Here is a 23,499-nt window from a genome sequence, read left to right on the forward strand (position 1 = left end):
CAAATGATCGATTATGAAGTATTGCGTTTTATCTGGTGGCTGCTGATTGGCATCCTGCTGATTGGCTTCGCCGTCGCCGACGGGTTCGACATGGGGGTGGGCATGCTCACCCGCTTCCTCGGCCGTAACGACACCGAGCGTCGGATTATGATCAACGCCATCGCCCCGCACTGGGACGGTAACCAGGTGTGGCTGATCACCGCCGGCGGCGCGCTGTTCGCTGCCTGGCCGATGGTCTACGCCGCGGCGTTCTCCGGTTTCTATGTGGCGATGATTCTGGTGCTGGCCTCGTTGTTCTTCCGTCCGGTCGGTTTCGACTACCGTTCCAAGATCGAGGACACCCGCTGGCGCAACATGTGGGACTGGGGCATCTTCATCGGCAGCTTCGTGCCGCCGCTGGTGATTGGCGTGGCCTTCGGCAACCTGCTGCAGGGCGTGCCGTTCCATGTCGACGAATACCTGCGTCTCTTCTATACCGGTAATTTCTTCCAGCTGCTGAACCCGTTTGGTCTGCTGGCCGGTATCGTCAGCGTGGCGATGATCCTGACCCAGGGCGCGACCTATCTGCAGATGCGTACCGTAGGCGAACTGCACCTGCGCACCCGCACCGTCTCCACGGTGGCGGCGCTGGTGACGCTGGTCTGCTTCGCGCTGGCGGGCGTGTGGGTCTACTACGGTATCGACGGCTATGTGGTGAAATCGGTGATTGACCATACCGGCCCGTCTAATCCGCTGACCAAAGAAGTGGTGCGTGAAGCTGGCGCGTGGATGGTGAACTTTAACAATATGCCAGCGCTGTGGGCGATCCCTGCCCTGGGCGTGGTGCTGCCGCTGCTGACCGTCGTTTCGACCAAAGCGGATAAAGGCGCCTGGGCATTCCTGTTCTCCTCGCTGACCCTGGCCTGCATCATTCTGACTGCCGGTATCGCGATGTTCCCGTTCATCATGCCGTCCAGCACTATGCTGAACGCCAGCCTGACGATGTGGGACGCGACCTCCAGCCAGCGGACGCTGAATCTGATGACCTACGTGGCGATTGTCTTCGTGCCGATCATTCTGGGCTACACCAGCTGGTGTTACTGGAAAATGTTTGGCCGCATCACGCGCGAAGACATCGAAAAGAACACCCACTCGCTGTACTAAGGTAAGGAGCTATATATGTGGTACTTCGCATGGATTTTGGGAACGCTTCTTGCCTGTGCCTTTGGGGTGATTACCGCGCTGGCGCTTGAGCACGTGGAAGCCACCAAAGCCGGGAAGAAAGAAGAAATCTGATGAAATTTATCGCTACTCTGTACGCGATAATGGACAAGCGCCCGCTCCGGGCGCTTTCCTTATTGATGGCGCTGCTGCTGGCAGGCTGCATCTTCTGGGATCCGTCGCGCTTTGCCGCGAAGACCAGCGAGCTGGAAATCTGGCATGGTTTCTTGCTGATGTGGGCAGTTTGCAGCGGCGTTATTCACGGCGTGGGCTTCCGCCCGCGTGCCGTTCACTGGCAGGGGATTTTTTGTCCGCTTATCGCTGATATCGTGCTCGCTTTAGGTCTCTTCTTTTTCTTCTTTTGAATAAGAGATCTCTGTTAATGCTATGGGCTTGCATAAGCCCATAAAAATTTACGCCCCGTTTACTTTCCCCCATTCCAAACCACCTTTCCCGCGCGTATAGTAGCGAAGTTTGAAAGCTCTAACCTTTTTTTGCATTACCGGGATGTAAAGTGAATACAACGCTGTTTCGATGGCCGGTTCGGGTCTACTACGAAGATACCGACGCCGGTGGTGTGGTTTACCACGCCAGTTACGTCGCTTTTTATGAAAGAGCACGCACAGAGATGCTGCGCCACCATCACTTTAGTCAACAGGTTCTGTTGGCTGAACGCGTTGCCTTCGTGGTTCGCAAAATGACGCTGGAGTATTTTGCCCCCGCCAGACTCGACGACATGCTCGAAGTCCAGACGGAAATTACCTCGATGCGCGGCACCTCTTTGGTTTTCACGCAGCGAATCGTCAACGCCGAGAATACAGTGTTAAACGAAGCTGAGGTTCTCATTGTGTGCGTTGATCCACTCTTAATGAAGCCACGTGCGCTTCCCAAGTCTATTGTCGCGGAGTTTAAGCAGTGACTGACATGAATATCCTTGATTTGTTCCTGAAGGCGAGCCTTCTGGTTAAACTTATCATGTTGATTTTGATTGGTTTTTCTATCGCTTCCTGGGCTATCATTATTCAGAGAACGCGTATCCTTAACTCGGCCGCGCGCGAAGCTGAAGCGTTCGAGGACAAATTCTGGTCCGGGATTGAACTGTCCCGTTTGTATCAGGAAAGCCAGGGGCGTCGCGATAATCTGACCGGTTCGGAGCAGATTTTCTACAGCGGCTTCAAAGAGTTTGCGCGCTTGCATCGGGCCAACAGCCATGCGCCGGAGGCGATCGTCGAAGGGGCATCGCGCGCGATGCGTATTTCGATGAACCGCGAGCTGGAAACGCTGGAGACCCATATTCCGTTCCTCGGCACCGTAGGCTCCATCAGCCCGTATATCGGTCTGTTCGGTACCGTTTGGGGGATCATGCACGCCTTTATCGCTCTTGGCGCGGTGAAGCAGGCCACCCTGCAGATGGTGGCGCCGGGTATCGCCGAAGCGCTGATCGCCACTGCGATCGGTCTGTTCGCTGCTATCCCGGCGGTCATGGCGTATAACCGCCTGAACCAGCGCGTGAACAAGCTTGAACTGAATTACGACAACTTTATGGAAGAGTTCACCGCCATTCTGCACCGTCAGGCTTTTACCACCAGCGAAAGCAATAAGGGGTAAGCCATGGCCAGAGCACGTGGACGCGGACGTCGCGAACTGAAGTCCGAGATCAACATCGTTCCGCTGCTGGATGTCCTGCTGGTGCTGTTGCTGATCTTTATGGCAACGGCGCCGATCATTACGCAGAGCGTGGAAGTCGATCTGCCGGACGCCACGGAATCGCAAGCGGTGAAAAGCAATGACGATCCGCCGGTGATTGTGGAAGTCTCCGGGGTAGGGCAGTACAGCGTGAAAGTGGGGCAGGAGACGCTGTCCCAGCTGCCGCCGGAGCAGGTGATTGCCGAAGCGAAGCGTCGTCTTGAAGCCAATGAGAAAACGGTATTCCTGATCGGCGGTGCGAAAGACGTCCCTTACGATGAAATTATTAAAGCGCTGAACCTGTTGCATAGTGCAGGGGTTAAATCGGTCGGCTTGATGACCAAACCTATTTAATCGCTTCAGGTAGGTGCGTCCGCGCGGCGTTCGGCGGCGAGTATCGCTCGCCGTCGGTGCGCATCGCGGGTACAGGCGAACAGTTTTTGGGAACCGATAGTGTCAAAGGCAACCGAACAAAACGACAAGCTTAAACGAGCGATCATCATTTCAGTCGCGCTGCACATCATACTGATCGCGCTGCTGATCTGGAGTTCGTTTGACGAGCATCTGGATGCCTCTGCCGGCGGCGGCGGGGGATCGTCGATTGATGCCGTCATGGTCGATCCGGGGGCGGTGGTAAATAACTATAACCGTCAGCAACAGCAGCAGGCTAGCGCACGTCGCGCCGCTGAACAGCGCGAAAAACAGGCGCAGCAGCAGGCGGAAGAGTTACGTGAGAAGCAGGCGGCGGAACAGGAACGGCTGAAACAGCTCGAACAGGAGCGGCTGCAGGCGCAGGAAGCGGCGAAAGAAGCGAAGGAACAACAGAAGCAGGCTGAGGAAGCCGCAGCCAAGGCTGCCGCGGCGGCGAAAGCCAAAGCGGATGCGCAGGCTAAAGAAGCGCAGGAAGCAGCGGCCAAAGCGGCCGCCGAGGCGAAAGCGAAGGCGGATGCCCAGGCGAAAGCGGCTGAACTGGCGGCAGCGAAAGCGGCTGCTGACGCGAAGAAACAGGCCGAAGCCGCCGCCGCGAAAGCAGCGGCCGATGCGAAGAAACAGGCGGAAGCAGAAGCGGCGAAAGCCGCGGCAGAGGCGCAGAAGAAAGCAGAAGCGGCAGCGGCGAAAAAAGCGCAACAGGAAGCGGAGAAGAAGGCCCAGCAGGAAGCGGCTAAACAGGCAGCGGCTGAAAAAGCGGCTGCAGAAAAAGCCGCCGAAAAAGCAGCTGAGAAAGCGGCCGCGCAAAAAGCGGCCGCGGAGAAGGCCGCCGCCGAGAAAGCCGCCGCAGCTGAAAAAGCAGCGGCAGCCAAAGCGGCAGCTGCTGAGAAGGCGGCGGCTGATAAAGCGGCCAAAGCGGCAGCAGCAAAAGCCGCGGCAGCGAAGAAAGCGGCTGCAGCGAAAGAAGCGGACGGCGTTGACGACCTGCTCGGCGATCTGAGCTCTGGTAAGAATGCGCCGAAAGGTAGCACCAGCGGTAGCACAGGTGGCTCTTCACCTGCTAAAGGAAGTAAACCGGGGCAGGGCGGTGCATCTCAGGCGGAGATTGCCAGCTATATTTCGCAGGTGCAGGCCGCGATTAAAGGACATCTCTATGACTGGGATACGTACAAGGGTAAAGTATGTACGTTGCGCGTAAACCTGGCTCAGGATGGAACGTTGTTGAGTGTGAAATCGGAAGGCGGCGATCCGGCTTTCTGCCAGCAAATGCTGGCGGCTACCAGTCGGATGAGCAAATTCCCTAAACCGCCGTCGCAGGCTGTTTATGAAACGTTCAAAAATGCGCCACTGGACTTCAAACCTTAAGCGCTTTTTCTCCCCGCGTTAGCGGGGGGAAAGAAAATAGGGCGGTCATGGGTTTTGGTAGTTTTGTGTATTTGAGTTTGTTAACATTCTGCTAAATTATCGTGGGCTTTCCGCCCGGATAAGGGAGATATGATGAAGCAGGCATTACGAGTAGCATTTGGTTTTTTAATGCTGTGGGCGGCGGTGCTGCACGCAGAAGTACGTATCGAGATCACCCAGGGGGTGGACTCGGCGCGCCCCATCGGGGTGGTACCGTTCCAGTGGGCCGGCCAGGGCGCTGCGCCGGAAGATGTTGGCGGTATCGTGGCAGCTGACCTGCGCAACAGCGGTAAATTCAACCCGCTGGATCGCTCGCGTCTGCCGCAGCAGCCGACCAGTCCCCAGGAAGTGCAGCCTGCAGCCTGGTCTGCGCTGGGTATTGACGCCGTGGTCGTCGGTCAGGTGACGTCAAACCCGGATGGTTCTTATCAGGTCGCGTATCAGCTGGTGGATACCGGCGGTGCGCCGGGCACAACGCTGGCGCAAGGCTCTTTCAAAGTCACTAAGCAGTACCTGCGCTATGCAGCGCACACTGCCAGCGATGCGGTATTTGAAAAGCTGACTGGTATTAAAGGCGCCTTCCGTACCCGTATCGCCTACGTGGTGCAGACCAACGGCGGTCAGTTCCCGTATGAGCTGCGTGTCTCCGATTATGATGGCTACAACCAGTTCGTGGTTCACCGCTCCTCCCAGCCGCTGATGTCCCCGGCCTGGTCTCCGGACGGTTCAAAACTGGCTTACGTAACCTTCGAAAGCGGTCGTTCTGCGCTGGTGGTGCAGACCCTGGCGAACGGCGCAGTGCGTCAGATTGCCTCCTTCCCGCAGCACAACGGCGCGCCGGCGTTCTCGCCGGATGGCTCTAAACTGGCTTTCGCGCTGTCGAAAACCGGTAGCCTGAACCTGTACGTGATGGATCTGGGCTCGGGTCAGATTCGTCAGGTGACCAACGGTCGCAGCAACAACACCGAACCAAGCTGGTTCCCGGACAGCCAGAACCTGGCCTTCACCTCTGACCAGGCCGGTCGTCCGCAGGTGTATAAAGTCAATATTAATGGCGGCACGCCGCAGCGTATCACCTGGGAAGGTTCGCAGAACCAGGACGCTGACGTGAGCGCGGATGGTAAAACGATGGTAATGGTCAGCTCGGCCGGCGGCCAGCAGCACATTGCCAAACAAGATCTGGAAGCGGGTGGTGTACAGGTTCTGTCATCAACGTTTTTAGACGAAACGCCAAGTCTGGCACCTAACGGCACTATGGTAATCTACAGCTCTTCTCAGGGGATGGGATCCGTGCTGAATCTGGTTTCTACAGATGGGCGTTTCAAAGCGCGTCTTCCGGCAACTGATGGACAGGTAAAATCACCTGCCTGGTCGCCGTATCTGTGATAATAAATAATTGATTATTAAAGGAATCAAAGAAATGCAACTGAACAAAGTGCTGAAAGGGCTGATGATCGCTCTGCCGGTTATGGCAATCGCGGCATGTTCTTCTAACAAGAACGCCAGCAACGACCAGAGCGGTGAAGGCATGCTGGGTGCCGGCACTGGTATGGACGCTAACGGTAACGGCGGCAACATGTCTTCTGAAGAGCAAGCTCGTCTGCAGATGCAGCAGCTGCAGCAGAACAACATCGTTTACTTCGATCTGGACAAGTACGATATCCGTTCTGACTTCGCTGCCATGCTGGACGCGCACGCTAACTTCCTGCGCAGCAACCCGTCCTACAAAGTGACTGTAGAAGGTCACGCGGATGAGCGCGGTACGCCGGAATACAACATCGCGCTGGGTGAGCGTCGTGCTAACGCCGTTAAGATGTATCTGCAGGGCAAAGGTGTTTCTGCCGATCAGATCTCCATCGTTTCTTACGGTAAAGAAAAACCAGCAGTACTGGGTCATGACGAAGCGGCATATGCCAAAAACCGTCGCGCCGTACTGGTTTACTAAGAGAATTGCATGAGCAGTAACTTCAGACATCATTTATTGAGTCTGTCGTTACTGGTTGGCATAGCGGCCCCCTGGGCCGCTTTTGCTCAGGCGCCAATCAGTAGTGTCGGCTCAGGCTCGGTCGAAGACCGTGTCACTCAACTTGAGCGTATTTCCAATGCTCACAGCCAGCTTTTAACCCAACTCCAGCAACAACTCTCTGATAACCAGACTGACATTGATTCTCTCCGTGGTCAGATCCAGGAGAACCAGTATCAGCTGAATCAGATCGTTGAGCGTCAAAAGCAGATTCTGCTGCAGATTGACGGGCTGACGAGCGGGGGTGGCGCAGCAGCGGCTGGCGCCCAGACGTCGTCTTCCGGCGATCAGAGCGCGGCTGCTACCAGCGCAGCGCCAGCGGCCTCTTCAGGCGCTCCGGCGATGACCGGCGATGCGAACACCGATTACAATGCGGCCATTGCCCTGGTGAAGGATGCTTCACGCCAGGATGACGCCATGGCGGCGTTTCAGAACTTCGTTAAAAAGTACCCGGATTCGACTTATCAGCCGAACGCCAACTATTGGCTCGGACAGTTGAACTACAATAAGGGGAAAAAAGACGATGCGGCGTTTTACTTCGCCTCGGTGGTGAAGAACTACCCGAAATCGCCAAAAGCGCCAGACGCCATGTTTAAGGTCGGCGTGATCATGCAGGACAAAGGTGATACCGCGAAAGCGAAAGCGGTTTACCAGCAGGTGATCAACAAATTCCCCGGCACCGACGGTGCGAAACAAGCGCAAAAACGACTTAATGCCCTTGGTTGATTACGGCATGACCAGAAATCGCGTCATTTCTGGTCTTGTCGCCTGAATCGCCAGCAGTTAAGTGATCTTTATCGAAATTTTAGTTGCGCTGAATTCTGAAATCAGTAATATATGCCGCCGTTGCCAAGGGATATCAAACAAGCCCAAAGCGACGCCAGAGTGGGTCGTTAGCTCAGTTGGTAGAGCAGTTGACTTTTAATCAATTGGTCGCAGGTTCGAATCCTGCACGACCCACCAATCGTTCTGGTGGAACGCGATAGTAAAACGTGAAGGATAACGTTGCGACAGCAACGGCCCATAGGGCGAGGCGAAGCCGAGTCATCCTGCACGACCCACCAATTAGCAGTATCCAGCGTAGTATCGGGTGATTAGCTCAGCTGGGAGAGCACCTCCCTTACAAGGAGGGGGTCGGCGGTTCGATCCCGTCATCACCCACCACCGGGTCGTTAGCTCAGTTGGTAGAGCAGTTGACTTTTAATCAATTGGTCGCAGGTTCGAATCCTGCACGACCCACCATTATAATGATGGGGTCGGTGGAGGCAGTATCAGTAGTATCCAGCGCAGTTTCGGGTGATTAGCTCAGCTGGGAGAGCACCTCCCTTACAAGGAGGGGGTCGGCGGTTCGATCCCGTCATCACCCACCACTCGGGTCGTTAGCTCAGTTGGTAGAGCAGTTGACTTTTAATCAATTGGTCGCAGGTTCGAATCCTGCACGACCCACCAATTTCAGCATTTAACTCAGATGTTGAACGTGAAGGATAACGTTGCGTCAGCAACGGCGCCCCAGGGCGAGGTGAAGCCGAGTCATCCTGCACGACCCACCAATTTTAATATTGGTGTCGAGTGAAATTATTCAGGTAGTACCAGAGCGGGTCGTTAGCTCAGTTGGTAGAGCAGTTGACTTTTAATCAATTGGTCGCAGGTTCGAATCCTGCACGACCCACCAATCTTTAATGATGGTAACTGGTAGAAAAGTGAAGGATAACGTTGCGTCAGCAACGGCGCCGAAGGGCGAGGCGAAGCCGAGTCATCCTGCACGACCCACCATCCTGAATGATTACAGTAGCAAAATCCCGCAAGGGGTCGTTAGCTCAGTTGGTAGAGCAGTTGACTTTTAATCAATTGGTCGCAGGTTCGAATCCTGCACGACCCACCAATGTAAAAAGGCGCCCTAAAGGCGCCTTTTTGCTATGCGTTGAACTCAACGATTCGAACCTGCGGCAGGTTCGGGTCTCACGTAGTGAGACAACGGAGCCGCTTGCGGCGACGGCCCGAAGGGCGAGGCGAAGCCGAGTCATCCTGCACGACCCACCAATGTAAAAAGGCGCCCTAAAGGCGCCTTTTTGCTATGCGTCATTCTCCACAATCCTACTTCAGCATGACCCCCTGCCGCCGCTTACCGTGACGCCATAAGGCACGAACCGGTAGCCCGGGAAGATGCGTAGCATCATCCCCGGGGAATAGGTGCTCATGTACAAAATTCATCACGACTTTTTGCTCGTAATCCGCTATCTTGTTTAGCATATAAAACACCATGACCGTGTTAAGGCGCAGACAGGCCATAGTGACGGTCTTAGAGTTAAGCCAGTAAAACGAGATTGCATGATGAGCGTAATGTTTGATCCTGAAACGGCGATTTATCCCTTCCCACCGAAACCGCAGCCGCTGACCGTCGACGAAAAGCAGTTTTACCGCGAGAAAATCAAGCGTCTGCTGCGCGAGCGCGATGCCGTGATGGTGGCGCATTACTACACCGATCCTGAAATTCAACAACTGGCGGAAGAGACCGGCGGCTGTATAGCCGACTCGCTGGAGATGGCGCGCTTTGGCGCCCGCCATTCGGCCTCCACGCTGCTGGTCGCCGGGGTGCGTTTTATGGGGGAAACCGCCAAAATCCTTAGCCCGGAAAAGACCATTCTGATGCCGACCCTGAACGCCGAGTGTTCGCTGGATCTGGGCTGTCCGATTGAGGAATTCAACGCCTTCTGCGACGCCCATCCCGATCGCACCGTGGTAGTCTATGCCAATACGTCCGCCGCGGTGAAGGCTCGCGCCGACTGGGTGGTGACCTCCAGCATCGCCGTGGAACTCATTGACCATCTGGATAGTCTTGGTCAAAAGATCCTCTGGGCGCCGGACCGCCATCTTGGCCGCTATGTTCAGCGTCAGACCGGCGCAGACGTGCTCTGCTGGCAGGGGGCGTGCATCGTGCACGATGAGTTTAAAACCCAGGCACTGACGCGTATGAAGGCCCTCTATCCTGAAGCTGCTGTACTGGTCCATCCCGAGTCGCCGCAGGCAATCGTCGAGATGGCCGATGCCGTAGGTTCCACCAGTCAGCTGATCGCGGCGGCGAAAAGCCTGCCCCAGCGCCAGCTGATCGTGGCGACCGATCGCGGTATCTTTTATAAAATGCAGCAGGCGGTGCCGGAGAAAACGCTGCTGGAAGCGCCCACCGCTGGTGAAGGGGCGACCTGCCGCAGCTGCGCGCATTGTCCGTGGATGGCGATGAACGGCCTGAAAGCCATTGCCGAGGGGCTCGAGCAGGGCGGCGCTGAACATGAAATCCACGTCGACGAAGCGCTGCGGACCGGCGCATTAATTCCCCTTAACCGGATGCTGGATTTTGCGGCTACACTACGGGGATAACCTATTGCCGCGTCATCTGACGCTGAGAGGATAAAATGGATTTTTTTAGCACGCAGAATATTTTAGTACATATACCCATCGGCGCCGGGGGGTACGATCTCTCCTGGATAGAGGCCGTGGGGACCATCGCCGGGCTGCTGTGTATCTGGCTGGCGAGCCTGGAGAAGATCAGCAACTATGCATTCGGTCTGGTCAACGTCACGCTGTTCGCCATCATCTTCTTTCAGATCCAGCTGTACGCCAGCCTGTTGCTGCAGCTGTTCTTCTTTGCCGCTAACGTTTACGGCTGGTATGCCTGGTCGCGGCAAAGCAGCAATCATGAGGCCGAGCTGCAGATCCGCTGGCTACCACGCAGTAAAGCCCTGGGCTGGCTGGCGGCCTGCGTGGTGGCGATCGGCTTGCTGACCCTGTTTATCAATCCGTTTTTTGCCTTCCTGACGCGAATCGCGGTCAGCCTGATGCAAGCGCTTGGTTTGCAGGTCACGATGCCGGAACTGCAGCCGGATGCCTTCCCGTTCTGGGACTCCTGTATGACGGTGCTGTCGGTAGTGGCGATGATCTTAATGACCCGCAAATACGTTGAGAACTGGCTGCTGTGGGTCATCGTCAACGTCATAAGCGTGGTGATTTTTGCCCGTCAGGGCGTCTATGCTATGTCGCTGGAATATCTCTTGCTGACGTTCATTGCGCTGAACGGCAGCCGAATGTGGATAAACAGCGCGCGTGAGCGAGGTTCTCACGCGTTTTCTGGCTAATGATGGTGGTGATGATCGTGCCCGGCGTGCATCGTGTTGAGATGGCACTCCGGGCCGCTGCAGGGCTGGTACTCCATCTGCACCGTGGCATGCTCAATTTCATATTTATGTTCCAGGAAATGCAGGATGCGGTTGAGTAACGCATCATGATCGTGCGGCGGGACCACCTGCACATGCAGCGTCATCACCGGTTTTTCCCCCACCAGCCAGACGTGAACGTGGTGAACATCGCGCACCTCCGGGATAGAGCGGCGGATATCCCGCTGTAGGGCCGCCACATCCAGCGAACGCGGTGCGCCTTCCAGCAGCTCATGCAGACTCTCCTTCAGCAGCCGCCATGCGCTACGTAGCACCAGGCAGGAAACCAGCACGGAAAGGATCGGGTCGACAGGCGTCCAGCCGGTAGTGAGGATCACCACGGCGGCCACAATCGCGCCAACCGAACCCAGCAGATCGCCGAGCACGTGTAGCGCCGCGGCGCGCACGTTAAGATTCCGCTCTTCGCTGCCACGATGCAGGATCCAGAAAGCCAGCACGTTGGCCAGCAGGCCAGCGACCGCAATCACCATCATCGTCACCCCGGCAACCGGCTGCGGATGCTGGAAGCGCTGAATGGCCTCCCAGACAATCAGCATGGTGATCACCACCAGAGCAATGGCATTGAGAAACGCCGCCAGGGTGGTCAAACGCAGCCAGCCAAAAGTATGGCGGGCGTTCGGGGGACGGCTGGCGAAGCGAACCGCCAGCAGCGCAAACAGCAGGGCGGCGGAGTCGGTGAGCATATGGCCGGCATCCGCCAGCAGGGCCAGCGAGCCGGAGATCGCGCCGCCGATGGCTTCTATCAGCATAAAACCGGCGGTGACGATGAACGCCCAAAGCAGCCGGCGAGCGTTGCCGTTATCCGGAGCCTGGGCAGGGGAGTGCGAATGCGAATGCGCCATGGTGTCGTCCCTTGATAGTTATCATTATCACGCTATGACAGCATAAACAGAGAACGATAACAAACAGAGAAAAGGCGAGCCTAGCTCGCCTTTTCTCTGTTTGCACTCACCGCATCAATTACTGGGTGGTGCCGTCGGTTTTGCTGTTGTCATGGTTCATGCTGTCGCCGTTGTCCAGTTTCTTACCGGTATCCGGACAGCGGCCGTCTTTACACATCGAGTTTTTATGTACCTCATCGCTCGACATATTGTCCTGGCTCATCGTCGAGCCGTCAGGATGAAGCATGGTGCCGCCAGAGCCAGAGTTAATTTGGCTATTATCCACGTTATTCGGCGCCACGTTTTCACGGGCATCCGGCGCCACCTGGCCGGCATCAGCGGAAGAGTTGGCCTGGCCATTGTTGGACTGGGCGCCGGTGTCTGCCGCCAGGGCCGCGCCGCTGGCAAGACTTAAGGTGGCGGTGAGCAAAAGGGTCGTCAGTTTTTTCATATTCATCGGATACTCCTGTTGGGTCAGGAAGCGGTAAAAAACGCCTCCAGCGGTAAGTGTGCCAGGGATCTGACTCGCTATGGTTTAAGACTCCGCAGACGATCGCAGTGTCACTATATAATCCTGAAACGTAAGACTTAATTAGCTTTAACAGTTAAATATTGTAGTTCATGAGCCTGCTTTCGCTACTTTATGGCGTATTTTTGCCTATTTCCAGGATTATTCCATCACTACTGTAAAATCACGTTTACACTATTTCAGCGAAGAGATAGATTGGAGGGATTGCATTTCATTGAATAAGTATGGCAACGCTGGAAAGAAGATGAATTATCAGAACGACGATTTACGCATTAAAGAGATCAACGAATTATTACCTCCCGTTGCGCTCCTGGAAAAATTCCCTGCTACCGAAAATGCTGCAAACACCGTTGCACATGCTCGCAAAGCGATCCACCAGATCCTCAAAGGCGATGATGACCGCCTGCTGGTGGTGATTGGGCCTTGTTCTATTCACGACCCGGCGGCGGCGAAAGAGTACGCTTCCCGTCTGCTGACCCTGCGCGAGGCGTTGAAGGGCGAGCTCGAGATCGTCATGCGCGTCTATTTTGAGAAACCGCGCACCACCGTCGGCTGGAAAGGGCTTATCAACGATCCCCATATGGATAACAGCTTCCGCATCAACGACGGGTTGCGCATTGCGCGCAAACTGCTGCTGGACATTAACGACAGCGGTCTGCCGGCGGCGGGGGAATTCCTCGATATGATCACCCCGCAGTATGTCGCCGATCTGATGAGCTGGGGCGCCATTGGGGCGCGTACCACCGAATCTCAGGTTCACCGCGAGCTCGCCTCGGGGCTCTCCTGCCCGGTGGGCTTTAAGAATGGTACCGATGGCACCATCAAGGTGGCTATCGACGCGATTAACGCCGCCGGCGCGCCGCACTGTTTCCTGTCGGTCACCAAGTGGGGCCACTCCGCTATCGTTAATACCAGCGGCAACGGCGACTGCCATATTATTCTGCGCGGCGGCAAAGAGCCGAACTACAGCGCGAAGCACGTGGCGGAAGTGAAAATCGGTCTGGCGAAAGCGGGTCTTCCGGCCCAGGTAATGATCGACTTCAGCCATGCCAACTCCAGCAAGCAGTTCAAGAAGCAGATGGAAGTGGGCGCCGACGTATGCCAGCAGATTGCCGGCGGCGAGCGCGCCATTATGGGCGTGATGATTGAAAGCCATCTGGTGGAAGGCAACCAGAGCCTCGAGAGCGGTGAACCGCTGACCTACGGCAAGAGCGTCACCGACGCCTGCATCGGCTGGGAGGATACCGACACGATCCTGCGTCAGCTGGCGGAAGCAGTCAAAACCCGTCGCGGCTAAGCTACTCTGCGTTAGCGCAGGTCATAAAAAAAGCGTGGAGATTTCCACGCTTTTTTGTTTTGACCGGGGAAATTACTTCGCTTTACCCTGGTTGGCGACGGCAGCCGCTTTCGCCGCGATCTCTTCCGCATTGCCCAGATAGTAATGTTTGATCGGCTTGAAGTTTTCATCGAACTCATACACCAGCGGTACGCCGGTCGGGATGTTCAGTTCGAGGATCTCGTCTTCGCCCATGTTGTCGAGGTATTTCACCAGCGCGCGCAGGGAGTTACCGTGAGCGGCGATGATCACGCGCTCACCGCTTTTCAGGCGCGGCAGAATGGTTTCGTTCCAGTAAGGCACGACGCGGTCGATGGTCAGCGCCAGGCTTTCAGTGGTCGGCAGTTCCGCGTCGGTCAGTTTTGCATAGCGCGGATCGTGGCCCGGGTAGCGCTCGTCGTCTTTGGTCAGCTCCGGCGGAGTGACAGCGAAGCCGCGACGCCACTGTTTAACCTGCTCGTCACCGTATTTCTCAGCGGTTTCCGCTTTGTTCAGGCCCTGCAGCGCGCCGTAATGACGCTCGTTCAGCTTCCAGGATTTCTCAACCGGCAGCCAGGCCTGATCCAGTTCGTCCAGTACGTTCCACAGGGTATGGATGGCACGTTTCAGCACGGAGGTATAAGCAAAATCAAAGCTGAAGCCTTCAGCCTTCAGCAGTTTACCTGCCGCTTTCGCTTCGCTAACGCCTTTCTCGGACAGATCAACGTCGTACCAACCGGTGAAGCGGTTTTCGTTGTTCCACTGGCTTTCGCCATGACGAACCAGTACCAGCTTAGTTACAGCCATTCTCTTACTCCTCTCTACACGCCATCCCTCGCGCCGCGAACGGTGCGCTGAATATGTTGGTGTATGTGTTATTGATTGATAACTATTCTCATTATATTGCCGTGATTTGGCTCACGGCAATGCTTATCCCTAACCATAGCGAAAATAGTGGCTCAGTGTAAGGTGCTTGTAAAACACAGGTTATTTTTTTGCCCTTTGGTGACGGAAAATAGAGCAGGTTGCTGAAAAAAGAGGCGCCAGAGAGGAGGGGGGACGAAAAGCAGCGCCCCCGGCGGAGGGCGCTGGCGATTATCGGGCGATAAACTGATATTCCGTCAGGCTGACGTACTCCTGGCCCGGACGTAACACACAGTCCGGCTGCGGCCATTCCGGATGATTCGGCGAATCCGGGAGGAATTCGCTTTCCAGCGCCAGCCCCTGCCAGTCGGCGTAGGGCTCTGTCGTCTGCGACGGGGTGCCGCCGAGATAGTTGCCGGAGTAAAACTGCAGCGCCGGAGCGGAGGTATAGACCGTCATCTGCAGCTTGCCGTCCTGCGACCAGACCTGCGCCGCAGGCTGGCTGGCGTCGCCTCTGGCGTCCAGCAGGAAGGCATGATCGTATCCCTTCACCTTTTGCTGATCGGCGTCGGCGAGGAAGTCGGCGGCGATGGTTTTCGGCTGGCGGAAATCAAAGCTGGTGTTAGCAACATCTTTGAGTTCACCACCCGGGATACCGTCGCTTTCCACCGGCAGATACCTCTGGGCGAGGATCTGCAACTGGTGCTGGCGCACGTCGCCCTGGTCACCGTCGAGGTTGAAATAGACGTGATTGGTCATGTTCACCGGGCAGGGTTTATCCACGGTGGCGCGATAGGTAATCGCGATGCGGTTATCGTCGGTCAGACGATAGTGCGCGGTGGCCTGCAGCGTGCCGGGAAAGCCTTGATCGCCATCGGGCGAGGTCAGGGCGAAGAGCACTTCCTGCTCGTCGGCGCGGACGATGCGCCAGCGACGTTTATCAAACCCTTCGGGGCCGCCGTGGAGCTGGTGGCCCGCGTCGTTTGAAGGCGTAACGTTGACGAGCTGGCCGTCAAGCGGGAAGCGGCTATTGCCGATGCGGTTGGCGTAGCGGCCTACCGAGGCGCCAAGAAACGCGGCCTGGCGGGCATAGTCCTCCAGCTTCGCGCAGCCCAGCAGCGGGCGGCGCAGGCTGCCATCGGCCAGCGGCACCTCGGCGCTGAGCAGCGTTGCGCCCCAGTCCGCCACGGTGACGGTCATCCCCGCCTTATTGCGCAGGGTTACCTGCTGCCATGGCTGGCCGTCCGGCGCCAGCGCGGTGGTTTGTGTTACCATTGGCCAGCCCCCTGTGACGGTTTGCAGACATAGAACGTCTCTTTAATTCCGGTTTTCGCTTCATACTCGTTGGCAACGGCCTGCTGCACGGTATCGACCAGATCTTCCGGGACCAGCGCTACCACGCAGCCGCCAAAGCCGCCGCCGGTCATGCGCACGCCGCCTTTATCGCCGATTGTCGCCTTGACGATCTCCACCAGGGTGTCGATCTGCGGGACGGTGATCTCGAAATCATCGCGCATCGAGGCGTGGGATTCGGCCATCAGCTCGCCCATCCGCTTCAGGTCGCCTTTTTCGAGGGCGCTGGCGGCTTCCACGGTGCGGGCATTCTCCGTCAGCACATGGCGTACCCGCTTCGCGACGACCGGATCCAGCTCATGGGCGACGGCGTTGAATTGCTGAAGGGTGACATCGCGCAGAGCGGGCTGCTGGAAGAAGCGCGCGCCGGTCTCGCACTGTTCACGACGGGTGTTGTACTCGCTGCCGACGAGGGTGCGCTTAAAGTTGCTGTTGATGATGACCACCGCCACGCCTTTCGGCATCGAGACGGCTTTGGTGCCCAGAGAACGGCAGTCGATCAGCAGCGCATGGTCTTTTTTGCCCAGCGCCGAAATCAGCTGATCCATGATGCCGCAGTTGCAGCCGACGAACTGGTTTTCCGCCTCCTGGCCGTTGAGGGCGATTTGCGCGCCATCCAGCGGCAGATGATACAGTTGCTGGAACACGGTGCCGACGGCGACTTCCAGCGAGGCTGAGGAGCTTAACCCCGCACCCTGCGGCACATTGCCGCTGATCACCAGATCCGCGCCGCCGAAGTGGCTGTTCCGCTGCTGCAGATGCTTCACCACGCCGCGGACATAGTTCGACCACTGCTGGGTGTCGTGGCTGATAATCGGCGCGTCGAGAGAGAATTCATCGCTCTGATTGTCGTAATCGGCGGCAATCACCCGCACGGTACGATCGTCGCGCGGCGCACAGCTGATCACCGTCTGGTAGTCGATAGCGCAGGGCAGCACAAAGCCGTCGTTGTAATCGGTATGCTCGCCGATCAGGTTGACGCGGCCTGGCGCCTGAATGACATGGCTGGCCGGGTAACCGAAGGCCTCAGCAAACAGGGTTTGGGTTTTCTCTTTCAGACTCATCATTACACTCCGGATTCACGAAAATGGACGTCGCTGACGGCGCGCAGTCGTTCAGCAGCTTGCTCGGCGGTCAGATCGCGCTGCGTTTCGGCCAGCATTTCGTAGCCAACCATAAACTTGCGGACCGTCGCGGATCGCAGCAGCGGCGGATAAAAGTGGGCGTGGAGCTGCCAGTGGTTATGGTTTTCGTCGTTAAACGGCGCGCCGTGCCAGCCCATGGAGTAGGGGAATGAGCACTGGAACAGGTTGTCGTAACGGCTGGTCAGCTTTTTCAACGCCAGCGCCAGATCGCTGCGCTGGGCGTCGGTGAGATCGGTAATACGCTGCACGGGCGCTTTCGGCAGCAGCAGCGTTTCAAACGGCCACGCGGCCCAGTAGGGCACGACCGCCAGCCAGTGCTCGGTGTCGACCACGGTGCGGCTGCCGTCGGCCAGTTCGCGCCGGGCATAGTCCAGCAGCATTGGCTGGCCCTGGCTGGCGTAATATTCTTTCTGCAGACGGTCTTCCCGTTCCGCTTCATTGGGCAGGAAGCTGTTGGCCCACACCTGACCGTGCGGGTGCGGGTTGGAGCAGCCCATCGCTGCCCCTTTATTTTCAAAGACCTGTACCCACGGATAGCTTTTTCCAAGGTCCGCGCTCTGTTCCTGCCACGCTTTAACCACGCCTTCCAGCGCTTCAAGGCTCAGCTCCGGCAGCGTTTTGCTGTGGTCTGGCGAGAAGCAGATCACCCGACTGGTGCCGCGCGCGCTCTGGCAGCGCATCAGCGGATCGTCACTCTCCGGGGCGTCCGGGGTGTCGGTCATCAGGGCCGCAAAGTCGTTGGTAAACACGTAGGTACCGGTGTAATTCGGATTCGTGTCGCCGGTGACCCGGGTGTTGCCCGGGCACAGGAAACAGTCCGGATCGTGGGCCGGCAAGGTCTGTTTTGCCGGCGTTTCCTGCGCCCCCTGCCAGGGGCGCTTGGCGCGATGCGGAGAAACCAGAATCCACTGCCCGGTTAACGGGTTATAACGACGATGCGGATGGTCAACGGGGTTAAATACGCTCATGAAGGTTCCTTAGTCTGGATAACCCTGCGGATGGCGGGACTGCCAGTGCCAGGTGTCCTGCGCCATTTCGTCCAGGTTGCGCGTCACGCGCCAGTTCAGCTCGCGGTCGGCCTTGGCGGCATCCGCCCAGTAGGCCGGGAGGTCGCCATCGCGGCGCGGCGCGAAATGGTAGTTAATCGGTTTGCCGCAGGCCTTGCTGAAAGCATTGACCACGTCGAGCACGCTGCTGCCGACGCCGGCGCCAAGGTTGTAGATATGGACCCCGGCTTTGTCAGCCAGTTTTTCCATGGCCGCGACGTGACCGTCGGCGAGGTCCATCACGTGGATATAATCGCGCACGCCGGTGCCATCTTCGGTCGGGTAGTCGTTACCAAACACGGCCAGCGATTCGCGACGGCCAACGGCGACCTGGGCGATGTAGGGCATCAGGTTATTCGGGATCCCCTGCGGGTCTTCACCCATGTCGCCCGACGGATGGGCGCCGACCGGGTTGAAGTAGCGCAGCAGGGCAATGCTCCACTCCGGCTGGGCTTTCTGCAGGTCGGTCAGGATCTGCTCCACCATCAGTTTGCTTTTACCGTAGGGGCTTTGCGGGGTGCCAGTCGGGAAGCTTTCGACATACGGGATTTTCGGCTGGTCGCCGTAGACGGTGGCGGAGGAGCTAAAGATGAAGTTCTTCACGCCCGCGGCGCGCATGGCGGAGACTAATTTCAGTGTGCCGGTGACGTTATTGTCGTAATATTCCAGCGGTTTGGCGACGGACTCCCCGACGGCCTTCAGCCCGGCGAAGTGGATCACCGCTTCAATGGCGTGGTCGTGGAGGATCTCGGTCATCAGCGCTTCATTACGAATATCGCCTTCAATGAAGGTGGCTTTTTTGCCGCCGAGACGCTCAATCACCGGCAGTACGCTGCGCTTGCTGTTGCAGAGATTGTCGAGGATCACCACCTCATGCCCCTGCTGCAGCAGTTGAACGCAGGTATGACTTCCAATGTAACCGCTACCACCTGTAACCAGAACTTTCATGATTCGCTCCATTCGGCTTATCGTGTATGAGGAAGATAGCATATCAAAGAAGTGAAAAGTGTGACACAGAACAAGTTAGTGGAATCGTTTACACTTGAGGGTGAAACGACATCATTTAATTTATTTTGTTTTATATACAATTGGTTATATTAGGTTGGCGCTATTTTTCTGAAAAATACCAGGGATCTTTCGATCCCCGGCAGGAGGCGTCAGGCCACGGGGCCGAGCTGATAAGTGTAACCGTCTCCACTGGGAACGAATGCCAGGCGATGGGTAATACAGTCCGGGGCATCTTCCGCATGGTGCGAGACAAACAGCAGCTGCGTGGTGCCTTCGCCAATCAGGACGTCGACAAAGCGGCGTACCAGCTGGCGATTGAGGGGATCCAGCCCCTGCAGAGGTTCATCGAGGATCAGCAGGGTTGGATGCTTGACCAGCGCGCGAACGATAAGCGCCAGCCGCTGCTGGCCCCACGACAGGCTGTGAAACGGCGCGTCGGCGGTGCGCTTATCGATGCCGAGAATATCCAGCCATTGCTGCACCAGCTTATGCTGTTTATCGGACACCGCCTGATAAATGCCGATCGAGTCAAAATAGCCCGACAGAATAACGTTGCGGACGTTGGTGCTGACCCGGTAGTCCAGATGCAGGCTGCTGCTGACGTAGCCGATATGCTTTTTAATATCCCAGATGGTCTCGCCGCTGCCGCGGCGGCGGCCAAAGAGGGTGAGATCGTTGCTGTAGCCCTGCGGATGATCGCCGGTGATAAGGCTCAGCAGCGTGGATTTACCGGCGCCGTTGGGGCCGACGATCTGCCAGTGTTCGCCCGGGCTCACGGTCCATGAGAGATGGTTGATGACCGGACGATCGTTGTAGGAGACCACGCCGTCATTGAGCACGATACGCGGCGCCGAGTCTGCCAGCGCATGACGGGCTGGTGGTACATCTGGCTCCGGTAGGGTGATGCCGTCCAGTTTTTCACTGTGCGCCAGCTGAGCGACCAGCGCCTGCTGCAGAAGAGCGCGCTTCTCGCCGGTCTCGCTGAGGAGGCAATCAGCCAGCACGCCGGCGTATTGCACAAACTCCGGGATCTCATCGAAGCGGTTGAGCACCAGCACCAGGGTGAGGCCGGCGCGATGCAGGTCGGCCAGCAGCGCGGCCAACTGCTGGCGGGAGTTGACGTCGAGGCCGTCGAAAGGCTCGTCGAGGATCAGCAGTTGCGGATCGCTCATCAGGGCCTGGCACAGCAGGGTCTTACGCGTTTCGCCAGTGGACAGATACTTAAAGCGGCGGTCCAACAGGGCGCTGATGGCAAACTGTTCGGCAAGCTGCGCGCAGCGGGCAGGATCTTTCACCTCGTCCTGAATAATCTCCGCAGTGGTGCGGCCGGTATCTTCTTCTCCGGGGCTGAGCAGGTCGGTGTTATTGCGCTGCCACTCGTCGCTGACCAGCTTCTGCAGCTGTTCGAAGGAGAGACGTGTTACGCGGGAGAAGTGGCTTTCGCGCTGACCGCTGAGCAGGGTCAGGTCACCGGCCAGGGCTCGCGCGAGGGCGGATTTGCCGCTGCCGTTGCTGCCGACGAACGCCCAGCTTTCACCCGCCGCCACGCTCAGGTGGTCTATTTTTAAGGTTTTTGTATCGCTCAGGCGAAACGTGCCTTGCGAAATTTGCAATGATGACATGATGTATCCCATTTTTTGCAGCGATGTGCATCAGGGATACGACTTCAGGCGCGCAATGTCAATGGGGTCAGCATAACGTAGCGAGAATGATGCGATCGGCGTTGAAGTAAGCGATCGCCTCCGTCCCTTCCGTCAGGCCAGACGTCTGCGCCTGTGGCAGAGTGGCGCACAGGGTCTGGCCGTCCGCGAGGGTCATCAGCACTTCGCACTGCCCGGAGCCGCATTCGATATGGCTGATACGACCCGACAGCTGGTTTTCGGCCTGGCGGGCCACCGCCGGGTCGAGGGTGATGCCGACCCAGGGCGCTTTCAACAGAACCAGCACCTCCTGGCCCTCATCGAGCCCCAGCTTTTCAGCGCTCTGGGCGGTAATGGCGACGTTCAGGCGGGTCTGACCGTCGGCCAGCAGCACCTCAACGTGCTGCTGCACCTGCTGGCGATCGCGGCCGGTAATGGTGCCGAACCACTGGTTGCGGGCGCTGGTCTGCAGGGAAAAGCGCGAGATGGCCGCCAGCAGGCTGTCCAGTGGCAGGGCGTCGTCATCGCTGAGCACATCAAACGCTTTCTGCTGGATCTGCGCCAGCAGATCGTACAGTTGGATCAGACGCTGCCCGTAGCGGGTCAGCACCGCGCCGCCGCCGCCTTTGCCGCCGGTGGCGCGATCCACCAGCGGCTGTTCGCTGAGCTGGTTCATCTCGTTGATGGCATCCCACGCGCTTTTATAGCTGATGCCCGCGTGCTTCGCCCCCTGGCTTATCGAGCCGGTCTGGTCAATCTGTTTGAGCAGGGCGATCCGCCGGGGGTCGGCAAACAGGCGCTGCTGTAGCTTAAGGGTGAGAAGAATTTCAGCCTGCATAATCGTTTCCTGACAAAAAAGCGTATTGTGACCGATAGTCACCCAGTTGCAAAACCTCTGTGCGCGGTTTTGTCATTACCCACCGCACAAATGGGGCGTGTTTTTTCGGCTGAAACCGTTACAATCAGCAAATCATACTATCTGGAGTGAACCATGTTAGAGCTTTTGAAAAGTCTGGTTTTTGCGGTCATCATGGTACCGGTGGTGATGGCGGTCATCCTGGGATTGATTTACGGTCTTGGCGAAGTGTTCAACCTCTTCTCCGGCGTAGGCCACAAAGATCGCAGCCAGCAAAATCATTGATTTCCCGGCGCCCGGTTTAACCGGGCGCTGTGCTATTTCCCTCCTGTATCATTTCCCTTCGTTTTATTGTCCTGTGTCACTATAAAAATGCTCTGCATATCGTTATATTGTCGAATACATAACGCATTGACAGGAGATTCAGATGGCAGGTTCTTGGTTACGCGGGGTTATCGGGGTATCACTCACGCTGTGCGTCGCGGGTCAGGCGCTGGCGGCAGAGGGGAAAGTGACCGTTTTCGCCGCCGCATCGTTAACCAACGCGATGCAGGATATCGCCCAGGCGTATAAGAAAGAGAAAAACGTCGAGGTCGTCTCGTCGTTTGCCTCGTCGTCGACGCTGGCGCGGCAGATTGAAGCAGGCGCCCCGGCGGATCTGTTTATCTCCGCCGATCAAAAGTGGATGGACTACGCGGCTGACAAAAAGGCCATCGATCCGGCGACCCGCGCCACCCTGCTTGGCAACAGCCTGGTGGTGGTGGCGCCGAAAGCCAGCGCGCAGGGTGCGATTACCATTGATGAGAAAACCGACTGGACCAGCCTGCTGAAAGGGGGCCGTCTGGCGGTGGGCGATCCGCAGCACGTTCCGGCAGGGATCTACGCCAAAGAAGCGCTGCAGAAACTGGGCGCCTGGGAGACCCTGTCGCCGAAGCTTGCGCCGGCGGAAGACGTGCGCGGCGCGCTGGCGCTGGTGGAGCGTAGCGAAGCGCCGTTGGGCATCGTCTACGGATCGGATGCTGTGGCCAGCAAAGGGGTGAAAGTGGTGGGCACCTTCCCGGAGGCGTCGCATCAGAAAGTCGAATACCCGCTGGCGATTGTCGATGGCCACCGCAATGCGGCCGTGAGCGCTTTCTATGACTACCTGAAAGGGCCGGAAGCGTCCGCGATTTTCCAACGTTACGGATTTACCACCCGCTGATGTTTCTGAGCGAACCCGAATGGCAGGCGGTGCTGCTGAGCCTGAAAGTCTCCTCCCTGGCGGTGGCCTTGAGCCTGCCCTTTGGCATCTTTTTTTCCTGGCTGCTGGTCAGGCGCACCTTCCCCGGCAAGGCGCTGCTCGACAGCCTTCTCCATCTGCCGCTGGTGCTGCCGCCGGTGGTGGTGGGATATCTGCTGCTGGTGGCCATGGGGCGGCGCGGGTTTATTGGCAGCTGGCTGTATGACTGGTTCGGCATCAGCTTTGCCTTCAGCTGGCGCGGGGCGGTGCTGGCGGCGGCGGTGATGTCTTTCCCGCTGATGGTGCGCGCCATCCGCCTGGCGCTGGAGGGGGTGGACATCAAACTGGAGCAGGCGGCGAGAACCCTCGGGGCCAGCCGCTGGCGGGTATTTTTCACCATTACGCTGCCGCTGACTCTGCCGGGAATTATTGTTGGCACGGTGCTGGCCTTCGCCCGCTCGTTAGGGGAATTTGGCGCGACCATCACCTTCGTCTCCAATATTCCCGGCGAAACGCGTACCCTGCCTTCGGCGATGTACACCCTGATCCAGACTCCGGGCGGGGAGGGGGCGGCGGCTCGCCTGTGCCTCATCGCTATCGGCCTGGCGCTGGTCTCGCTCTTGATATCAGAATGGCTGGCCCGCGTGAGCCGCCAGCGCATAGGAGGATAAT

25 protein-coding genes, 7 tRNA genes and 1 other RNA gene are annotated in these 23,499 nt (G+C 57.6%); 24 read left to right on the plus strand and 9 right to left on the minus strand.

The window, feature by feature from the left end; genetic code table 11:
• Positions 1–3 precede the first annotated feature (3 nt).
• From cydB to pnuC, 20 genes are all read left to right on the plus strand, one after another.
• On the plus strand, positions 4–1,143 hold the full coding sequence (cydB, locus tag KHQ24_RS04405; protein WP_004885993.1) for a cytochrome d ubiquinol oxidase subunit II: 1,140 nt from the start codon (positions 4–6) through the stop codon (positions 1,141–1,143).
• A 15-nt stretch (positions 1,144–1,158) separates the two neighbouring features.
• Positions 1,159–1,275, plus strand: a complete 117-nt coding sequence (gene cydX, locus KHQ24_RS04410) for a cytochrome bd-I oxidase subunit CydX (RefSeq protein ID WP_002895051.1) — start codon at positions 1,159–1,161, stop codon at positions 1,273–1,275.
• On the plus strand, positions 1,275–1,565 hold the full coding sequence (gene ybgE, locus KHQ24_RS04415; RefSeq protein ID WP_002895053.1) for a cyd operon protein YbgE: 291 nt from the start codon (positions 1,275–1,277) through the stop codon (positions 1,563–1,565). The genes cydX and ybgE overlap by 1 nt, the downstream gene beginning before the upstream one ends.
• A gap of 149 nt (positions 1,566–1,714) precedes the next feature.
• A complete protein-coding gene (gene ybgC, locus KHQ24_RS04420) occupies positions 1,715–2,119 on the plus strand; it encodes a tol-pal system-associated acyl-CoA thioesterase (RefSeq protein WP_002895056.1) in 405 nt (134 codons plus the stop codon).
• Positions 2,116–2,808, plus strand: a complete 693-nt coding sequence (tolQ, locus tag KHQ24_RS04425) for a Tol-Pal system protein TolQ (RefSeq protein ID WP_004152221.1) — start codon at positions 2,116–2,118, stop codon at positions 2,806–2,808. Before ybgC ends, tolQ begins: the two co-directional genes overlap by 4 nt.
• A gap of 3 nt (positions 2,809–2,811) precedes the next feature.
• Positions 2,812–3,240, plus strand: coding sequence for a colicin uptake protein TolR (gene tolR / locus KHQ24_RS04430; RefSeq protein WP_002895061.1), 429 nt, complete (start codon positions 2,812–2,814; stop codon positions 3,238–3,240).
• A gap of 99 nt (positions 3,241–3,339) precedes the next feature.
• Positions 3,340–4,680: a cell envelope integrity protein TolA gene (gene tolA, locus KHQ24_RS04435; RefSeq protein ID WP_004885996.1), complete on the plus strand. Its 1,341-nt coding sequence runs from the start codon at positions 3,340–3,342 to the stop codon at positions 4,678–4,680.
• A gap of 132 nt (positions 4,681–4,812) precedes the next feature.
• Entirely contained in the window at positions 4,813–6,105 is a 1,293-nt protein-coding gene (gene tolB / locus KHQ24_RS04440; protein WP_004885999.1) for a Tol-Pal system beta propeller repeat protein TolB, read from the plus strand.
• A 34-nt stretch (positions 6,106–6,139) separates the two neighbouring features.
• Complete coding sequence (gene pal / locus KHQ24_RS04445) at positions 6,140–6,664, plus strand: peptidoglycan-associated lipoprotein Pal (protein ID WP_002895068.1); 525 nt, start codon at positions 6,140–6,142, stop codon at positions 6,662–6,664.
• A 9-nt stretch (positions 6,665–6,673) separates the two neighbouring features.
• Positions 6,674–7,468, plus strand: a complete 795-nt coding sequence (cpoB, locus tag KHQ24_RS04450; protein WP_004886003.1) for a cell division protein CpoB — start codon at positions 6,674–6,676, stop codon at positions 7,466–7,468.
• Positions 7,469–7,629: 161 nt separating this feature from the next.
• Positions 7,630–7,705 (plus strand) — tRNA-Lys (locus tag KHQ24_RS04455).
• 125 nt (positions 7,706–7,830) lie between these two features.
• Positions 7,831–7,906: transfer RNA gene (locus KHQ24_RS04460), tRNA-Val, on the plus strand.
• Between the two features lie 2 nt (positions 7,907–7,908).
• Positions 7,909–7,984 (plus strand) — tRNA-Lys (locus KHQ24_RS04465).
• 52 nt (positions 7,985–8,036) lie between these two features.
• Positions 8,037–8,112 (plus strand) — tRNA-Val (locus KHQ24_RS04470).
• Between the two features lie 3 nt (positions 8,113–8,115).
• A tRNA-Lys gene (locus KHQ24_RS04475) sits at positions 8,116–8,191 on the plus strand.
• Positions 8,192–8,338: 147 nt separating this feature from the next.
• Positions 8,339–8,414: transfer RNA gene (locus KHQ24_RS04480), tRNA-Lys, on the plus strand.
• Between the two features lie 134 nt (positions 8,415–8,548).
• A tRNA-Lys gene (locus KHQ24_RS04485) sits at positions 8,549–8,624 on the plus strand.
• Positions 8,625–8,660: 36 nt separating this feature from the next.
• A non-coding RNA gene (locus tag KHQ24_RS04490) (RtT sRNA) lies at positions 8,661–8,782 on the plus strand.
• A gap of 291 nt (positions 8,783–9,073) precedes the next feature.
• The gene (gene nadA / locus KHQ24_RS04495) at positions 9,074–10,117 is read left to right on the plus strand and encodes a quinolinate synthase NadA (RefSeq protein ID WP_023319994.1); all 1,044 of its coding nucleotides are present in this window, start codon (positions 9,074–9,076) and stop codon (positions 10,115–10,117) included.
• Positions 10,118–10,152: 35 nt separating this feature from the next.
• Complete coding sequence (gene pnuC, locus KHQ24_RS04500; protein ID WP_004151689.1) at positions 10,153–10,872, plus strand: nicotinamide riboside transporter PnuC; 720 nt, start codon at positions 10,153–10,155, stop codon at positions 10,870–10,872.
• Here the strand turns inward: pnuC and zitB are convergent.
• Complete coding sequence (gene zitB, locus KHQ24_RS04505; RefSeq protein ID WP_048294396.1) at positions 10,869–11,813, minus strand: CDF family zinc transporter ZitB; 945 nt, start codon at positions 11,811–11,813, stop codon at positions 10,869–10,871. The genes pnuC and zitB overlap by 4 nt on opposite strands.
• 118 nt (positions 11,814–11,931) lie before the next feature.
• On the minus strand, positions 11,932–12,309 hold the full coding sequence (locus tag KHQ24_RS04510; RefSeq protein ID WP_017899606.1) for a YbgS-like family protein: 378 nt from the start codon (positions 12,307–12,309) through the stop codon (positions 11,932–11,934).
• A 316-nt stretch (positions 12,310–12,625) separates the two neighbouring features.
• Here KHQ24_RS04510 and aroG point away from each other — a divergent pair, with 316 nt between their 5' ends.
• Complete coding sequence (gene aroG, locus KHQ24_RS04515) at positions 12,626–13,678, plus strand: 3-deoxy-7-phosphoheptulonate synthase AroG (RefSeq protein WP_057214035.1); 1,053 nt, start codon at positions 12,626–12,628, stop codon at positions 13,676–13,678.
• Positions 13,679–13,750: 72 nt separating this feature from the next.
• Here aroG and gpmA read toward each other — a convergent pair whose 3' ends face one another.
• From gpmA to modE, 7 genes are all read right to left on the minus strand, one after another.
• Positions 13,751–14,503 (minus strand): 2,3-diphosphoglycerate-dependent phosphoglycerate mutase, encoded by a 753-nt coding sequence (gene gpmA, locus KHQ24_RS04520; RefSeq protein WP_002895089.1) that lies wholly within the window; start codon positions 14,501–14,503, stop codon positions 13,751–13,753.
• Between the two features lie 288 nt (positions 14,504–14,791).
• Positions 14,792–15,835, minus strand: a complete 1,044-nt coding sequence (galM, locus tag KHQ24_RS04525) for a galactose-1-epimerase (RefSeq protein ID WP_117130214.1) — start codon at positions 15,833–15,835, stop codon at positions 14,792–14,794.
• A complete protein-coding gene (galK, locus tag KHQ24_RS04530; protein WP_065696729.1) occupies positions 15,829–16,977 on the minus strand; it encodes a galactokinase in 1,149 nt (382 codons plus the stop codon). The genes galM and galK overlap by 7 nt, the downstream gene beginning before the upstream one ends.
• A gap of 2 nt (positions 16,978–16,979) precedes the next feature.
• A complete protein-coding gene (gene galT, locus KHQ24_RS04535; RefSeq protein ID WP_064178085.1) occupies positions 16,980–18,026 on the minus strand; it encodes a galactose-1-phosphate uridylyltransferase in 1,047 nt (348 codons plus the stop codon).
• Between the two features lie 9 nt (positions 18,027–18,035).
• Positions 18,036–19,052, minus strand: coding sequence for a UDP-glucose 4-epimerase GalE (gene galE / locus KHQ24_RS04540; protein WP_004886025.1), 1,017 nt, complete (start codon positions 19,050–19,052; stop codon positions 18,036–18,038).
• 209 nt (positions 19,053–19,261) lie between these two features.
• Entirely contained in the window at positions 19,262–20,734 is a 1,473-nt protein-coding gene (modF, locus tag KHQ24_RS04545; RefSeq protein WP_043521780.1) for a molybdate ABC transporter ATP-binding protein ModF, read from the minus strand.
• 67 nt (positions 20,735–20,801) lie between these two features.
• Complete coding sequence (modE, locus tag KHQ24_RS04550) at positions 20,802–21,590, minus strand: molybdenum-dependent transcriptional regulator (protein WP_004886029.1); 789 nt, start codon at positions 21,588–21,590, stop codon at positions 20,802–20,804.
• Positions 21,591–21,743: 153 nt separating this feature from the next.
• Between modE and KHQ24_RS04555 the strand changes: the two genes are divergently transcribed.
• The 3 genes from KHQ24_RS04555 to modB all read left to right on the plus strand — a co-directional run bounded on the left by KHQ24_RS04555 (position 21,744) and on the right by modB (position 23,498).
• On the plus strand, positions 21,744–21,893 hold the full coding sequence (locus KHQ24_RS04555) for an AcrZ family multidrug efflux pump-associated protein (RefSeq protein ID WP_002895156.1): 150 nt from the start codon (positions 21,744–21,746) through the stop codon (positions 21,891–21,893).
• Between the two features lie 142 nt (positions 21,894–22,035).
• Positions 22,036–22,809, plus strand: a complete 774-nt coding sequence (modA, locus tag KHQ24_RS04560; protein WP_004886031.1) for a molybdate ABC transporter substrate-binding protein — start codon at positions 22,036–22,038, stop codon at positions 22,807–22,809.
• Positions 22,809–23,498, plus strand: coding sequence for a molybdate ABC transporter permease subunit (gene modB, locus KHQ24_RS04565; protein ID WP_004886033.1), 690 nt, complete (start codon positions 22,809–22,811; stop codon positions 23,496–23,498). Before modA ends, modB begins: the two co-directional genes overlap by 1 nt.
• The last annotated feature ends 1 nt before the right edge of the window (position 23,499 follow it).

The sequence above is a fragment of the Klebsiella sp. 54 genome, from assembly GCF_018223875.1.
In the GTDB taxonomy this organism is placed as follows: domain Bacteria; phylum Pseudomonadota; class Gammaproteobacteria; order Enterobacterales; family Enterobacteriaceae; genus Klebsiella; species Klebsiella quasipneumoniae.